The organism is Polaromonas sp. P1_F4, assembly GCF_056405675.1.
The window spans coordinates 1-15,935 of sequence record NZ_JBFUBP010000003.1 but is presented as its reverse complement, the minus strand read 5'-3'; the positions used below and the strand labels follow the sequence as shown (position 1 = coordinate 15,935).

11 protein-coding genes are annotated in these 15,935 nt (G+C 62.1%); 8 read left to right on the top strand and 3 right to left on the bottom strand.

The genetic code is table 11. The features are described 5' to 3' along the window. Window positions 1-27: 27 nt before the first annotated feature. From ligA to smc, 3 genes are read right to left on the bottom strand one after another with little or no spacing between them, the layout of a single operon-like run. Window positions 28-2,133 (bottom strand): NAD-dependent DNA ligase LigA, encoded by a 2,106-nt coding sequence (ligA, locus tag AC1DYQ_RS07620; protein WP_477686290.1) that lies wholly within the window; start codon window positions 2,131-2,133, stop codon window positions 28-30. 36 nt (window positions 2,134-2,169) lie between these two features. Continuing rightward, complete coding sequence (locus tag AC1DYQ_RS07615; RefSeq protein WP_477686289.1) at window positions 2,170-3,243, bottom strand: cell division protein ZipA C-terminal FtsZ-binding domain-containing protein; 1,074 nt, start codon at window positions 3,241-3,243, stop codon at window positions 2,170-2,172. A gap of 7 nt (window positions 3,244-3,250) precedes the next feature. Continuing rightward, window positions 3,251-6,787: a chromosome segregation protein SMC gene (gene smc / locus AC1DYQ_RS07610; RefSeq protein ID WP_477686288.1), complete on the bottom strand. Its 3,537-nt coding sequence runs from the start codon at window positions 6,785-6,787 to the stop codon at window positions 3,251-3,253. Window positions 6,788-7,190: 403 nt separating this feature from the next. Here smc and dapC point away from each other — a divergent pair, with 403 nt between their 5' ends. The 8 genes from dapC to AC1DYQ_RS07570 form a co-directional block, all read left to right on the top strand. Then, a complete protein-coding gene (gene dapC, locus AC1DYQ_RS07605) occupies window positions 7,191-8,396 on the top strand; it encodes a succinyldiaminopimelate transaminase (RefSeq protein WP_477686287.1) in 1,206 nt (401 codons plus the stop codon). 12 nt (window positions 8,397-8,408) lie between these two features. Then, complete coding sequence (dapD, locus tag AC1DYQ_RS07600; protein ID WP_457280835.1) at window positions 8,409-9,245, top strand: 2,3,4,5-tetrahydropyridine-2,6-dicarboxylate N-succinyltransferase; 837 nt, start codon at window positions 8,409-8,411, stop codon at window positions 9,243-9,245. A 157-nt stretch (window positions 9,246-9,402) separates the two neighbouring features. Further along, on the top strand, window positions 9,403-10,548 hold the full coding sequence (locus tag AC1DYQ_RS07595) for a PilT/PilU family type 4a pilus ATPase (RefSeq protein ID WP_477648390.1): 1,146 nt from the start codon (window positions 9,403-9,405) through the stop codon (window positions 10,546-10,548). Between the two features lie 50 nt (window positions 10,549-10,598). After that, complete coding sequence (gene dapE / locus AC1DYQ_RS07590; protein WP_477686286.1) at window positions 10,599-11,837, top strand: succinyl-diaminopimelate desuccinylase; 1,239 nt, start codon at window positions 10,599-10,601, stop codon at window positions 11,835-11,837. Beyond that, window positions 11,834-12,748: a 50S ribosomal protein L3 N(5)-glutamine methyltransferase gene (prmB, locus tag AC1DYQ_RS07585; RefSeq protein ID WP_477686285.1), complete on the top strand. Its 915-nt coding sequence runs from the start codon at window positions 11,834-11,836 to the stop codon at window positions 12,746-12,748. Before dapE ends, prmB begins: the two co-directional genes overlap by 4 nt. Window positions 12,749-12,857: 109 nt before the next feature. Further along, window positions 12,858-14,879 carry an ATP-binding cassette domain-containing protein gene (locus AC1DYQ_RS07580; RefSeq protein ID WP_477686284.1) on the top strand — a complete coding sequence of 674 codons (2,022 nt, stop codon included), beginning with the start codon at window positions 12,858-12,860 and terminating at the stop codon, window positions 14,877-14,879. Between the two features lie 62 nt (window positions 14,880-14,941). Further along, the gene (locus tag AC1DYQ_RS07575) at window positions 14,942-15,445 is read left to right on the top strand and encodes a hypothetical protein (protein WP_477686283.1); all 504 of its coding nucleotides are present in this window, start codon (window positions 14,942-14,944) and stop codon (window positions 15,443-15,445) included. A 338-nt stretch (window positions 15,446-15,783) separates the two neighbouring features. After that, window positions 15,784-15,935, top strand: a 152-nt coding sequence (locus AC1DYQ_RS07570) for a winged helix-turn-helix transcriptional regulator (protein WP_477686614.1), incomplete at its 3' end; no start/stop codon positions are given.

Genomic DNA, 15,935 nt, shown 5'->3' with positions numbered 1-15,935 from the left:
GGTGTGTTGCCTCCCGTGAGCCTGAAACTATCCGGGTGGGCCAGCCAGCAAGGCCAGCAAGGCCGCTTCGTCGATGACCGGAACACCCAGTGTTTGGGCTTTGACCAGCTTGCTGCCGGCCTCCTCGCCCGCCACTACGTAGTCGGTCTTCTTGCTGACCGAACCAGCCACCTTGCCGCCCGCAGCCTCCACCCTGTCTTTGGCCTCGTCGCGGCTCAAAGTGGGCAATGTGCCGGTGATGACAAAAGTCTTGCCCGACAACGGCTGCGGCGCCCTGGCAGCTGGTTCACCCTCCTCCCAGGTCACGCCACAGGCGCGCAGTTGCTCGACCACTTCGCGGTTGTGCGCCTGCTCAAAGAAGGTGCGAATGCTCTGCGCGACGATGGGGCCCACATCGCTGACTTCCAGCAGTTGCTCTTCAGTGGCGTCCATGATGGCGTCCAGCTTGCCGAAGTGGCGAGCCAGTTCCTTGGCCGTCGCCTCGCCGACGTGGCGTATGCCAAGGCCGAACAAAAAGCGTGGCAAAGTTGTCTTCTTGGACTTTTCAAGAGCCTCCAGCAGATTGTTGGCAGACTTCTCCGCCATGCGGTCCAGGCTGGCGAGCGCCGTCAGGCCCAGCTTGTAGAGATCGGGCAAGGTACGGATCACGTTGGCATCCACCAGCTGCTCGACCAACTTGTCACCCAGGCCTTCGACTTCGACGGCGCGCCGGTGTGCGTAATGCAGGATGGCTTCCTTGCGCTGGGCACCGCAGAAAAGTCCGCCGGTGCACCGGTAATCGGCCTCATCTTCTTCTCGCACGGCGTCGGAGCCGCAGACGGGGCATTTGCGCGGCATCGTGAATTGCGGCGCATCCTGCACCCGTTTGTCGAGCAGCACGCTGACGACTTCGGGTATCACGTCACCCGCGCGGCGCACGATCACGGTGTCTCCCACCCGCACGTCCTTGCGGCGTGCTTCGTCTTCGTTATGCAGCGTGGCGTTGGTCACGGTGACACCGCCCACAAATACCGGTGCCAGCTTGGCAACCGGCGTCAGCTTGCCGGTGCGGCCCACCTGCACCTCAATGGCCAGCACGGTGGTGAGCTGCTCCTGCGCCGGGTATTTGTGCGCCACGGCCCAGCGCGGCTCGCGCGTGACAAAGCCCATTTTTTTCTGCAGCGCCAGGCTGTTGACCTTGTAGACCACGCCGTCGATGTCATAAGGCAGGCTGTCGCGCTGCTTGCCCATGGCCTGGTGGAATGCTATTAATTCAGGAGCGCCTTGCGCGAGTTGCGTCTGGGCTGCGACCGGAAAACCCCATGATTTGAGTGTTAGCAGGAGCTGAAAATGGGTTTCGAACGCCGGACCGCCCTCTTCCGGCGGAGAGATATCCCCCAAACCGTAAGCAAAAAAACTCAAGCGCCGCCGCGCGGCCAACGCTGGATCCAGCTGGCGCACGCCGCCAGCCGCGGCGTTGCGCGGATTGACGAAGGTTTTTTCGCCCTTGGCGCCTTGCGCGATCTTCTCGCGCTGCTTCTCGTTGAGCGCTTCGAAGTCAGCGCGGCGCATATAAACCTCGCCACGCACTTCCATGACCGGCGGAGCGTCGGCAGGCAATCGAAGCGGAATCTGGTTGATGGTCCGGATGTTCTGCGTTACGTCCTCGCCGACTTCACCGTCACCGCGCGTGGCGGCCTGCACCAGGATACCGTTTTCATAACGCAGGCTCATCGCCAGGCCATCGAACTTGAGTTCCGCGACATATTCGACAGGCGGATCGGATTCCGCCAGACCCAACTCCTTGCGCACGCGGGTATCGAAATTCTGGGCGCCTGTAGCTTCGGTGTCGGTTTCAGTGCGAATGCTGAGCATGGGCACCTTGTGGCGCACACTGGCGAATTGGTCTAGCGGCTTGCCGCCCACGCGCTGGGTCGGTGAATCGGGTGTCAGCAGTTCCGGATGAGCCGCCTCAAGCGCCTGCAACTCTTTGAACAGCTTGTCGTACTCGGCATCGGGAATCGTGGGCTCATCGAGCACGTAGTAGCGGTGCGCGTGCAGATGCAGCTCTGCGCGCAACGCAGCGACGCGCTCCGCGGCGGAGGCCGACTGCGGCGAGGGTTCGGGCTGCGCAAACAGGTCTTTGGTGGCCATGAAAAAGATCGGAAACGGGCGAAAAGCCCGGGGAAATCAAGAGAAAAGCCGGCGCCCCAGCACCGAGCCCGCCGACAAATCGCGGCTGTCCAGCGTGTCGTAAAGCTGTTCCAGGTCTGCATGGATGACTTCCATTGCTTCGGGCCGGATCAGGTTGCCGTTGTCGTCGATGATCACGCCGTCCATGTTGGCAGCCAGGGACAGTGCGGCTTCGCACATGCGTGCAAAGGGCTGCTCGGACCGGGAAACCTGTGGAACGTCGAGCGACAGCGTCAGTTCACGCAACGCCGTCTGCTCCGGGTCCTCTGCCATGGCAGCCTGTGTGTCGAAAGCCAGCCCCAGGATGGGGGCTTGCCCCTGCTGGCTCGCCGGCAACACCATGCGTCCGGGAATGGAACCTGGAACGAAACCCAGCCGCGCCGCACTTTGGTGGACATAACCCGGACTCCAGGCCGTGTTGACGGCGCGCAGGGTAAAGCTCAATTGTGCGTCATGGCCGCTGGCAAACTGGTCGAGTTCGCGGGCTCGCGCCACCTCGTCCAGCATTTCCGGAAACTCCGGCTCGCCGCCCACCGCATCGGCAAACGCCTGCGCCTTCATCACGAATTCAGAGTATTCAATCTGGTTGAGCGCACCGGTGCGGTTGGCCAGCTGCACGCCGCACTGAAAGGCGCTGTAACGATGCCCTGCTGTGGGAAATTCCCATTCGCCGGTAATGATGCTCAGGCCTTCCACGCCGAAAGGCTTGCTGCCGGCCCGGCGCGTGCTGGGCATGGCGGCAAGCGCGGCTTCGCCCGACACCATGCCCTCGATCACCACGGGCGCAACGGCATCAATCAGCACGTCAAGACCCGGTTTTCTGTCGGATGCATTCATCGTGGCGAGCGATGCCAGCGATGCCAGGCCAGAATCCACGTCAAAGCTGGGTTCCAGCCGTTCAGCCGCGGCATCTTCGCCATTTTGTGCGGGTGCAAGCTCTTGCTCGGGAGCGGGGGCTTCCGGGGTTGCCTGCTTGGGCAGGTTCCTGCGCGACGACCAGGCGCTGTGTGCCACCACACCGGCCAGCACCAGCCCGCCCACCACCGCCAGACTGATCTGCAAAGTGCTCATTTTGGGGTCAGGCTGCTTCTGCGAAACCGATGGCAGCTTCCATGTCCACCGCCACGATGCGTGAAACGCCCTGCTCCTGCATGGTCACGCCGATCAACTGCTCGGCCATTTCCATGGCGATCTTGTTGTGGCTGATGAAGAGGAACTGCGTTTCCTTGCTCATGGATCGCACCAGCTTGGCGTAGCGCTCGGTGTTGGCGTCGTCCAGCGGCGCGTCGACCTCATCGAGCAAACAGAAAGGTGCGGGGTTGAGCTGGAAGATCGCAAACACCAGCGCGATGGCCGTGAGCGCTTTTTCACCGCCTGAGAGCAGGTGAATGGTCTGGTTTTTCTTGCCGGGCGGCTGGGCGATCACCTGCACGCCGGCGTCGAGGATTTCCTCGCCCGTCATCATGAGCTTGGCATTGCCGCCGCCGAAGAGTTCGGGGAACATGCGGCCAAAATGGCCGTTCACCGTCTCGAAGGTGCTTGAGAGCAGGTCGCGCGTTTCGATGTCGATCTTCTTGATCGCGTCTTCCAGCGTGGTCATGGCCTCGTTCAAGTCGGCAGACTGCGCATCCAGGAATTGCTTGCGTTCGCGCGCGGTGCTCAGCTCGTCCAGCGCAGCCAGATTGACGGCGCCCAGCGACTGGATTTCGCGGTTGATGCGGTCAATTTCGCCTTGCAGGCCGGTCAGGCGCACATTGCCGGACTGGATGGATTGCTCCACCGCAGCCAGGTCGGCCTGCGCGTCGGCCAGCAACTGCGCGTATTGCTCAAAGCCCAGGCGGGCGGCCTGCTCTTTCAGCTGGAACTCGGTGATGCGCTGACGCAGCGGGTCCAGCTCGCGCTCGAGCTGCAGGCGCCGCTCATCGCTGGCGCGCAGCTTGCTGGTCAGGTCGTCGTACTGGCTGCGCTTGGCGCCCAGGTCGGCTTCACGCTCAAGCTTCACGCTCAGTGCGCTTTGCAGGCCGGCCTGCGCGGCGGCGTCTGTCAGGCGCGTGAGCTCTTCGCGGGCTTGCGCTTCCTCGCTCGCGATGGAGCTGGCCTGCTGGGCGGCAATGTCAATGGAGCGGGTTAGCTCTTCGCGGCGGGAGGCCAGGCTGCGCAGCGCAAATGCGGCTTCCTGCGCCTGGCGTTCCAGCGTGCGCTGCTGCTCACGTGATTCGCCCAGCTTGCGCTCGGTTTCGATCACTCGGTCATCCAGCTGCGCATGGCGTTCCTGGCTGTCGGCCAATTGCATATCGAGTTCTTCAAAGCGGCCCTCTGCAGTGACCTTGCGCTCCTGCAACTCGCCAAGCTGCGCTTCGATTTCGGCCATGTCAGCCTGAATCTGCTCGCTGCGTGCGCGGGTCTGCTCGGCCAGTTGCGTCAGGCGCAGCACTTCGACCTGCAGCTCATGGGTGCGGCTCTGGCCTTCGGCGGTTTCGCGGCGTGCCGTGGCCAGGCGCTGGGCGGCGTCGGCATAGGCGGCTTCGGCGCGGATCAGCGCGGAGCGGGCCTCTTCGCTGATCAGCGCCTGGGCCTTGAGCTGCTTGTCGAGGTTTTCGATCTCCTGGGCGCGGGCCAGCAAGCCGGCCTGTTCGGAATCCTGGGCGTAAAAGCTCACGCTGTGGTGCGTGACGGCATGGCCGCTCTGCACATAAATCACTTCGCCGGCCTGCAGCTTGTCGCGTGCGGCCAGGGCGTCGTCCAGGCTTTGCGCCGTGTAGCAACCCTGCAACCAGTCACCCAGTAACGCAGACTGGCCAGCGTCGTTCAGGCGTAGCAGTTCCGTCAGCGGCTTGAGGCTGATCGCCGCATTGACACGCGCAGGCGCAGCAGCACTGGGCGGTGAGTAAAACGAGAGCTTGGCGGGCGGTGTATCGCGCCCGTCGGTACCGGCAAAGCCGCGCACCATGTCGAGCCGGCTGACTTCGAGTGCGCCCAGGCGCTCGCGCAGCGCGGCTTCAAGCGCGTTTTCCCAACCCTGTTCGATGTGGATGCGGCTCCAGAGGCCTTGCAGGCCATCGAGGCCGTGCTTGGCCAGCCAGGGCTTGAGCTTGCCGTCGGTTTTGACCTTTTCCTGCAGGGCCTTGAGCGCTTCCATGCGCGCCGACAGGTCGGCCCGTTTGGCGGATTCGGTGTTGACGGTCTGCTGCAGCGTGCGGCGTTCTTCGTCGAGCTGCGGCACGCTATCGGTCAGCTCGTGCAGGCGGGCCTCGGCTTCAGCCTGAGCTTCCTGTGCGGCGCTGAACTGCGTGTTCAGGTTGGCCAGACGGGCTTCGTCGGGCGCGTTGAGTGCGTTGCGGTCGGCGGTGAGCTTTTCCAGGCGCAGGTTCAGCGTGCGCGACTGCTCTTCAATGTTGCGTTGGTCGGCAGCCAGCACCTGGATTTGCTGTTGCACCTGGCCGACGCTTGCGCGCTGCTCGTTGGCTTTGGCCTGGGCCTGGCGCAAGGCGTCTTCCAGGGCGGGCAACTGCGTCTGGTGCTCCTCGGTCTGCGCGGCCAGCAGCTCGGCTTTTTCTTCGGCCTCAATGGCTTGCGCGGCGAGGTTTTCCGTCTCGACGGCGGCGTCTTCCTTGCGCGTGGCCCACTGGGCAGTTTGTTCTTTCAACTGGGCCAGGCGTTGCTCAACGCGCTGGCGGCCGTCGACCACAAAGCGGATCTCGGCTTCCAGGCGGCCGACTTCGGCGCTGGCCTCGTACAGCTTGCCCTGGGCCTGGTTGACCTGGTCGCCGGCCGAATAGTGAGCCTGGCGAATGGTTTCGAGGTCGGCCTCGATGTGGCGCAGGTCGGCCACGCGGCTTTCCAGGTCATTCACGGCCTTTTCGGCGTCGGCCTTGACCTTGGACTGGTCGGCTTCGCTTTCGGCGCGTTTGAGGAACCACAGCTGGTGCTGCTTCAGGCTGGCGTCGGCATTCAGCGCGTTGTAGCGCATCGCGACCTCGGCCTGCTTTTCGAGCCGGTCCAGATTGGCGTTCAGCTCGCGCAGAATGTCTTCGACGCGGGTCAGGTTTTCGCGGGTGTCCGAGAGCCGGTTGGCGGTCTCGCGGCGGCGCTCTTTGTACTTGGAAACACCGGCGGCTTCTTCGAGGAAAAGGCGCAGCTCTTCGGGCTTGGATTCGATGATGCGGCTGATGGTGCCCTGGCCGATGATGGCGTAGGCACGCGGGCCCAGGCCGGTGCCAAGGAACACGTCCTGCACGTCGCGGCGGCGCACCGGCTGGTTGTTGATGTAGTAGCTGGAGGTGCCGTCTCGCGTCAGCACGCGCTTGACGGCGATTTCGACAAACTGGCCCCACTGGCCGCCGGCACGGTGGTCTGCGTTGTCAAAGACCAGTTCCACGCTGGAGCGGCTGGCGGGCTTGCGTGTGGTGGTGCCGTTGAAGATGACGTCCTGCATGGACTCACCGCGCAGCTCGGAGGCCTTGCTCTCGCCCAGCACCCAGCGCACCGCGTCCATGATGTTGGACTTGCCGCAACCGTTGGGGCCCACCACACCGACCAGTTGGCCCGGCAGTACGAAATTGGTGGGCTCTGCGAATGATTTGAAACCAGATAGCTTGATCGAATTGAGACGCACGGCTGTCCCTGTTTTTTTGAGCCAGAGGTAGGGAATTACAACCCTAACTCGTTGATTTTTATGGCATTTTATGGAAAAACGCTGACACACATCGTGTACCACTTTCAGTAGCACACGGTCCGCCATGTTACCCGAGCGGGAGTGGGATTTTGCCGGGAAAAAGGCCCTTGACGGGCCCGGCGTGAAACACTTTGCTTCGCGCGGCGGCGGTCTGTCAGGGTGACGCCCGGCCCTGCGCGGCCTGAAAATGGCTGGGTACCTGGGAAATTTAGATTGAATTGGCCCGGAGCCCAATAAGAACGGGCGCGAGCAGCTATTAATTTGATAGCGATCAGACCAGGGCGTGACATGCCGCAACCCAGACCAGCAGCGGGTCAGCAAGGCGAGGCTGGATAATCAGGGCATGAATCCCCTGCTTTCACGCCTCCAGCCCTACCCGTTTGAACGGCTGCGCCAGTTGCACGCCGATGTCACCCCCAACCCGGCCTATAAACCCATCAGCCTTGGCATAGGCGAGCCCCGCCATGCCACGCCCCAACTCATCAAGGATGCGCTGACAGCCAGCCTGGGCGGCCTGGCCAGTTACCCCGGCACGCTGGGGGAGCCAAAGCTGCGCCAGGCCATGACCGACTGGCTGGCCCGCCGCTACAACCTGAAACTGGACCCGGCCACGCAAATCCTGCCGGTCAACGGCTCGCGCGAGGCGCTGTTTTCGCTGGCGCAAACCGTGCTGGACGCCAGCAAACCGGGCGCAACCGTGGTCTGCCCGAATCCGTTCTATCAAATTTATGAAGGCGCAGCCCTGCTGGCGGGCGCCCAGACCTGGTTTGCGCCCAGCGACCCGGCGCGCAACTTTGGTATCGACTGGGCGGCCGTGCCGGCCGACGTGTGGGCCAAGACCCAGCTGGTGTTTGTCTGCTCCCCCGGCAACCCTACCGGCTCGGTGATGTCGCTGGCCGAATGGAAGCTGCTGTTTGAGCTCAGCGACCGCTACGGCTTTGTGGTTGCCTCCGACGAGTGCTACAGCGAGATTTACTTCCGTGATGAGGCGCCTCTGGGCGGGCTGCAAGCAGCCGCAGAGCTGGGCCGCCATGACTTCAAAAACCTGATTTCGCTCACCAGCCTGTCCAAGCGCAGCAATGTGCCCGGCCTGCGCAGCGGCTTTGTGGCGGGCGATGCTGCACTGATCAAGCCCTTTTTGCTCTACCGCACCTACCACGGCAGTGCGATGAGCCCCATCGTGCAAGCGGCCAGCATCGCTGCCTGGAACGACGAGCAGCATGTGGTGGACAACCGCGCCATGTACCGCGAAAAATTTTCCAAAGTCACGCCCATGCTGTCGGCGGTGATGGACGTCGCCCTGCCCGATGCAGGCTTTTACCTGTGGGCCGGAATCCCCGAGGCATTCAGGGGCTCGGACACCGCGTTTTCGCGCGAGCTGCTCGCTCTTTACAATGTCGTGGTGTTGCCGGGCAGTTACCTGGCACGCGATGCGCAGGGGCACAACCCCGGCGCCGGCAGAATTCGCATGGCGCTGGTGGCAGAAACCGCCGAATGCGTGGAGGCCGCAGAGCGCATCGTCCAGTTCATCCAATCCAAAGTTCACTGAAAAACCATTCTCATGACTCAAGCCAACCTGCAAGCGCTCCAGCAAACCATTGACGCCGCCTGGGAAGACCGCGCCAACCTGTCGCCCAAGTCGGCGCCCAAGGACATCCTGGAGGCAGTGGAGCAAACGATTTCCCAGCTGAACAATGGCTCGCTGCGCGTGGCCACCCGCGAAAGCGTGGGTGTGTGGACGACGCACCAGTGGATCAAGAAAGCCGTGCTACTGAGCTTTCGCCTGAAAGACAACGAACTCATGCGCGCCGGCGACCTCGGCTTTTTCGACAAGGTCAAAACCAAATTTGCACACCTGAGCGAAGCCGAAATGCGCGAAACCGGTGTGCGCGTGGTGCCCCCCGCCGTGGCCCGCCGCGGCAGCTTCATCGCCAAGGGCGCGATCCTGATGCCCAGCTACGTCAACATCGGCGCCTGGGTAGGCGAAGGCACCATGGTGGACACCTGGGCCACCGTGGGCAGCTGCGCGCAGGTCGGCAACAATGTGCACCTCTCCGGCGGCGTCGGTCTGGGCGGCGTGCTGGAGCCTTTGCAGGCCAACCCCACCATCATTGAAGACAACTGCTTTATCGGCGCACGCTCTGAAGTGGTCGAAGGCGTGATCGTCGAAGAAAATTCGGTGATCTCTATGGGTGTCTACATCGGCCAGAGCACGCCGATTTACGACCGCGAAGCCGACACCGTCACCTACGGCCGTATTCCTGCAGGCTCCGTCGTGGTGTCGGGTAACCTGCCAAAGGCCGGCGGCAAGTACAGCATGTACTGCGCGGTGATCGTCAAGCGCGTGGACGCAAAAACCCGTTCCACCACCAGCCTGAACGATTTACTCCGCGACTAGACATGGCCCCCACGCTTCTCGCTTCGCGTAGTGCGCTGCCCCCCGAGGGGGCCGCTGCGCCTGCGGCCCGGCAAAGCCGGTTCCGCGGCCCCTGCTGGCGAGGAACCGTAAGCCGGGTGGCCAACGTTGTATTTCATTTCAATCAAGAGGGTGGACTATGAGCACGATGGAAAGAATCCTGCGTTTGATGGTGGACAAGAAGGCGTCTGACGTCTACCTGTCGGCCCATTCGCCCGCCCTGATCAAGATCAATGGCCAGGCTATCCCGATCAACGCCCAAATCCTGCCGCCGGAGGCGCCGCGCAACCTGCTGGCTGAAGTGCTGCCGCCCGAGCGCATCGAAGAGATGGAGGAAATGGGTGAGCTCAACATGGCGCTGCCAATTGCCGGTCTGGGCAATTTCCGTATCAGCGGATTCAAGCAGCGCAGCACCTACGCAGCCGTGATCCGCTATATCCCCAGCGATATCCCGCCACTGGAAAGCCTGAACGTGCCGCCGATCCTGGCTGACCTGATCATGGAAAAGCGCGGCCTGCTGCTGATGGTGGGCTCCACCGGCGCCGGCAAGAGCACCACACTGGCCTCCATGATCGATTTGCGCAACGAGACAACGCTGGGCCACATCCTCACAATCGAGGACCCGGTCGAGTTTTTGTTCACCAACAAGAAGTCTGTTGTGAACCAGCGGGAGGTCGGCAGCGATACACAATCGCTGCAAGTGGCGCTGAAAAATGCGTTGCGACAGGCGCCTGACGTCATCCTGATCGGCGAAATCCGCGACCGCGAAACCATGTCGGCGGCCATTGCCTATGCGCAGTCGGGCCATTTGTGCCTGGCGACCATGCACGCCAACAACAGCTACCAGGCGCTGAACCGGATCCTGAGCTTTTACCCGGTGGAAGTGCGCAGCACCATGCTGGGCGACCTGGGTGCCGCGCTCAAGGCCATCGTGTCGCAGCGCCTGCTGCGCACCCAGGACGGCGGACGCACGCCGGCGGTGGAGGTCATGCTCAACACCAAGCTGATCTCCGAGCTGATCGAAAAAGGCGATTTTTCAGGCGTCAAGGAAGCGATGGAAAAATCCATGGCCGAAGGCTCGCAGACGTTCGAGCAGGACATCGCCAAGCTGATCGTGGCCGGCACCGTGACACGCAAGGAAGGCGTTCTCTACGCCGACTCGCCAACCAACCTGATGTGGCGGCTGGAAAATGACTTCGCCATCAAGGCCAAGACGCTGGAGCCCGAAGAGGATCCGGATGACGAACCGTCCTTTACGGAAATCACGCTGGACGTGAAACACTAAAAACACGGCCGTGCTCGTTTTCGGGCCGGTGTTAACAGGCCCTAAACGACATGTCCCGAACCCTGCATCTGGCCGAACAGCTCATTTCCCGCCCCTCCGTCACGCCTGACGACGCCGACTGCCAGGCCATGCTGATCGCGCGGCTGGCGCCGCTGGGTTTTCAATGTGAAACCATCGTCAGCGGCCCCGCCGACTTCCGCGTGACCAACCTGTGGGCCAAACGCGAGGGGAAATTTAAGAATTTTAGGCCTGCAGGCCAATCAGCACGGGCGCAAGCAGCTCCTGAATTAATAGCAAATCGCGCTGACGCCACGCCTGCCAAAACACTGGTCAAAACCTTGGTATTTGCCGGCCACACCGACGTGGTGCCCACCGGCCCGCTTGACCAGTGGCACAGCCACCCGTTCACCCCCAGCCATCGTGACGGAAAAATGTATGGCCGTGGCGCCGCCGACATGAAGACGTCAATTGCGGCCATGGTGGTCGCCGTCGAGGAATTCCTGGCCGCCCACCCGGATCCAGCCTTGTCAATCGCATTCCTGATCACCAGCGACGAGGAAGGCCCGGCCGTGGACGGCACGGTCATGGTCTGCGAGCAGCTGAAAGCGCGCGGCGAAACGCTGGACTATTGCATCGTGGGCGAACCCACCTCGGTCGAGCGCCTGGGCGACATGATCAAGAACGGCCGCCGCGGCACCATGAGCGGCAAGCTCACCGTCAAGGGCGTGCAGGGCCATATTGCCTACCCGCACCTGGCCAAAAACCCGATCCACCTGTTTGCCCCCGCGCTGGCCGAGCTGGTGTCTACCGAATGGGACAAAGGCAATGCCTTTTTCCCGGCCACGAGCTGGCAGGTCTCCAACATCCACGGTGGCACCGGCGCGTCCAACGTCATTCCGGGCGAACTGGTGGTGGACTTCAATTTCCGCTTCTGCACCGAATCCACGCCGGAGAGCCTGCAGCAGCGCCTGCAGGCCGTGCTCAGCCGGCACCAGCTGGAGTACGACCTGAAATGGACCTTGGGCGGTCTCCCCTTCCTGACCACTCCGGGCACGCTGGTGGATGCGGTGCGTGGCGCGATCCAGGCTGAAACCGGTCTGAAAACCGAACTTTCGACCACAGGCGGCACGAGTGACGGCCGCTTTATCGCCAAAATCTGCCCGCAAGTCATTGAATTCGGTCCCCTCAACGCTTCGATCCACAAGATCAACGAGCATGTCCTGGTGAGCTCGCTCGATCCGCTCAAAAACATCTACAAGGGTGTTCTGGAACGGCTGGCGGCAGCATGACGAACCGGGAATCTCCTGCTGCACCACAGACGGTGCTGGCGCTGGTCGAGCAAATGGCCGCCAGGCTGGAAGCCGCCGGCCTGCACTTTTCGGACGGATTCGGGCAAGGCACCATCAACGCGTTCGACGAGGCCGCCTGGCTGGTGCTGTGGAAGCTGGGCTTGCCGGTGGACGACCTGGATTCTGTAGAGAATCGGCCTGTAACCCAAGAGGAACGGGCGCAAGCAGCTATGCTTTTGGAAGCACGCATCAGCACCCGCAAGCCGGCGGCTTACCTGACGAACGAAGCCTGGCTGATGGGCGTGCCCTTTTATGTCGATGAGCGTGTGATCATTCCACGCTCTCTCATTGCTGAGCTGCTGGCCGACGCCAGCATAGACCCCTGGCTGGGCGAACACACCCACCGCGTGCTTGACCTCTGCACCGGCAACGGCAGCCTCGCGGTGCTGGCGGCCATGACCTACCCTGATGTGGTGGTGGACGCCGCCGACATCAGCCTGGGCGCTCTGGAGGTGGCCCGTATCAATGTGGACCGTCATCATCTGGACGGCCGCATCACGCTGATCGAATCTGACGGCATGGCTGCCTGCGCGGGCCTGTATGACCTGGTTTTGTGCAACCCGCCCTATGTGAACGCTGCCAGCATGGCAGCCCTTCCCGCGGAATTCCGGGCTGAACCGGCGATGGCGCTGGACGGAAACACGCTGGGCGGCACGGACGGTATGGACTTCATTCGCGGCCTTCTGCAGGACGCGGCCCGCCATATGAGCGAAAATGCTGTGTTGGTGCTGGAAATCGGCAATGAGCGCGAGAATTTCGAGCGTGCTTTCCCGACGCTTGAACCGCTGTGGTTCGAAACCAGCTCGGGCGCCGACCAGGTCTTGCTGCTGACGCGCGAACAACTGGCCTGAAGGCCAGGCTGACGCTCAGCCCCGGCCTGGATGACTGGCGCAGCGCTTGCTTGGCAAGCGTGTGCGACGCCCCGCCACCCCGAATACTTTTCCTGAAGCTTTTTATTAAATGATTACCCTTAAAAACGTCGTGCTGCGCCGCGGCGCCAAAGTGATTCTGGATGGCGCGTCCGTCACCCTCAACCCTGGCGAAAACGTTGGCCTGGTGGGGCGCAACGGGGCGGGCAAATCCTCTTTGTTCGCGATGCTCAACGGAACGCTGCATGAAGACGGCGGCGAGTTTTCGATTCCGACGCAGTGGCGCATGGCGCAGGTTGCGCAGGACATGCCCGAAACCGAGCAAAGCGCCACCGACTACGTGATCGAAGGCGACGTGGTGCTGATGGCCGCACAAGCCGAGGTGGCGGCCGCCGAAGAAAGCGGTGACGGCGACCGCATGGCGCACGCCTACATGGAGCTGTACGACTCCGGCGCGCACGACTCGCAGGCGCGCGCCCAAGCGCTGATCCTGGGCCTGGGCTTCAAGGTCAGCGAACTGGACAACCCGGTCAACAGCTTTTCCGGCGGCTGGCGCATGCGACTGCAGCTGGCGCGCGCGCTGATGTGCCCGTCTGACCTGTTGCTGCTGGACGAGCCCACCAACCATTTGGACCTGGACGCGCTGGTCTGGCTGGAAGCCTGGCTCAAGCGCTACCAGGGCACCATGCTGGTCATCAGCCATGACCGCGAATTTCTCGACGCCGTGACCGACGTGACGGTGCATATCGAAAGCGCAAAACTCACTCGCTACGGCGGCAATTACAGCAAGTTCGAAGATTTGCGTTCCGAGCAGATGGCGCTGCAACAGACTGCGTTTTCCAAACAGCAGGACAAGATTGCCCACCTGCAGAAGTTCATCGCCCGCTTCAAGGCCAAAGCCAGCAAGGCCAAACAGGCGCAAAGCCGCGTCAAGGCACTGGACCGGATGGAGAAGATCGCGCCGCTGCTGGCTGAAGCCGACTTCACTTTCGAGTTCAAGGAGCCGGCCAACCTGCCCAATCCCATGCTGTCGATGCAGAACGCCTATTTCGGCTACCCACCGCTTGAAGACGCCCCGGAAGGTACGCCGCCCACGGTCATCGTGCAAAACGTCAGCAAGTCGGTGCTGGCCGGACAGCGCATCGGCATCCTGGGTGCCAACGGCCAGGGCAAGTCCACGTTGGTAAAAACTGTGGCCCGGGCACTCGCGCCCATCAGCGGCGAGATGATTGAGGGCAAGGGCCTGAACATCGGCTACTTTGCGCAACAGGAACTGGACGTGCTGCGCCCGGCCGACAACCCGCTTGAGCACATGATCCGCCTGGTCAAGGAAGTTACCGCTGCTGGCAAGATGGGTAACCAGCCGACGCGTGAACAGGATTTGCGCAGCTTCCTGGGCAATTTCAATTTCGGCGGCGACATGGTCAAACAGGCCGTGGGCAGTATGAGCGGCGGTGAAAAAGCACGCCTGGTGTTGTGCATGATCGTCTGGCAGCGCCCCAACCTGCTGCTGCTTGATGAGCCGACCAACCACCTGGATCTGGCAACGCGTGAAGCATTGTCGATGGCGCTCAATGAGTTTGAAGGCACCGTCATGCTGGTGAGCCACGACCGCGCACTGCTGCGCGCCGTCTGCGATGAATTCTGGATGGTGTCCCAAGGCGGTGTTGCCCCTTTTGACGGCGACCTGGACGACTACCAGAAGTACCTGCTGGACCACGCCAAACGCCAGCGAGAGGAAGCCAAAAAAGCCGGCAATACGGCCACCCCTGCGGTGGCATCACCTGCGACTACAGCCGCAATGGCGGTTCAGACCGACAGCAAAAAACCGATCCCGAAAGACACGCCCGAACAGCGCAAGCTTGATGCACAGCGCCGCCAGCAACAGGCCGAAGCCACCAAACCGCTGCGCAAGGAAATCGAGAAAATCGACCTTCGCATGAAAGCGCTGGCCGCGGAACGCGACAGCCTGCAGGGCTTGCTGACCACCACCACTGCGCCCGCAGAGATCGCCCAGACCGGCAAGCGCCTCAAGGCCATCGAGGGCGAAATAGACATGCTGGAAGAACGGTGGCTTGAGCTGACCGAACAGATCGAGACGGCAGCGGTGTAAAGTGGCGAAAGGCCTTGGCGGCACCGCGCCACCAGCGTCACCCATTGAAAGGGCCCGATTAAATGCCTTCAGCCTTGCACATGGCCGCGGACGACGCGGCACTTGAAGCCGCCGTCAAACGCAGCCGCAAGCTGCTGAACAAGCGTGCCATGGTGGCGGCCGCAGCCAGCGCCGTGCCGGTGCCCGGGCTGGACTGGGCGGTGGATGCGGCGATGCTGTCCCGGCTCATCCCGGAAATCAACAGGGAGTTCGGTCTCACGCCGCAGCAACTTGACAAGCTGGAGCCCAGAAAGCGCGACCAGGTGCAAAAAGCCGTCACGCTGGTCGGTTCGGTGCTCATCGGCAAATTCATCAGCCGTGACCTCGTCATCAAGGCTGCGACCAAGATCGGCGTCAGGCTGACCACCAAACAGCTTGCCAAGTATGTGCCACTGGCCGGCCAGATCGTATCGGCTGCAGTCGGCTATGCGGCGATACGCTACCTGGGCGAGGAACACATGAAAGACTGTATCCGGGTGGCGAAGCAGGCGGAGATGGAGTTGCCCTTGCTGGGCTACTCGGCTTGAGCCCGCAAAGCCCGCGTTCGGGAGTTTGTCAGCAGAACAACAAAAAAGGACCTGGCCTTGCGGCCAGGTCCTTGATGTACTTGGTGGGTTCTGACAGATTCGAACTGTCGACCTACGGATTAAGAGTGAGAGAAATCGTTATTTATCAATGACTTATGCTCGCCTTCGCTCGTCACGTTCCGCCAACGGTTGGCAATATTGACACGTTTTTTACCGCGGCCTGAGAGCTAGCTGTTGAATTCCGTCGAAATCTGATCCACTTAGCGCAGTAATTTCCATCCAAAACTGACCCACGTAGGCACTACTCTGCTTGTTTTAAAAGCAGGGGGAAATTAGGAGTGATAGACGTGGCGACATTGAATGTCATCAGACGTTGGGCATTGCGGGATCAGATGTCCATCCGCGAGATCTCAAGGCGTACAGGCCTGGCTCGCAACACCGTGAAGAAGCACCTGCGATCAGAGGAGAGCGAGCCTAAGGCGAGCCTAAG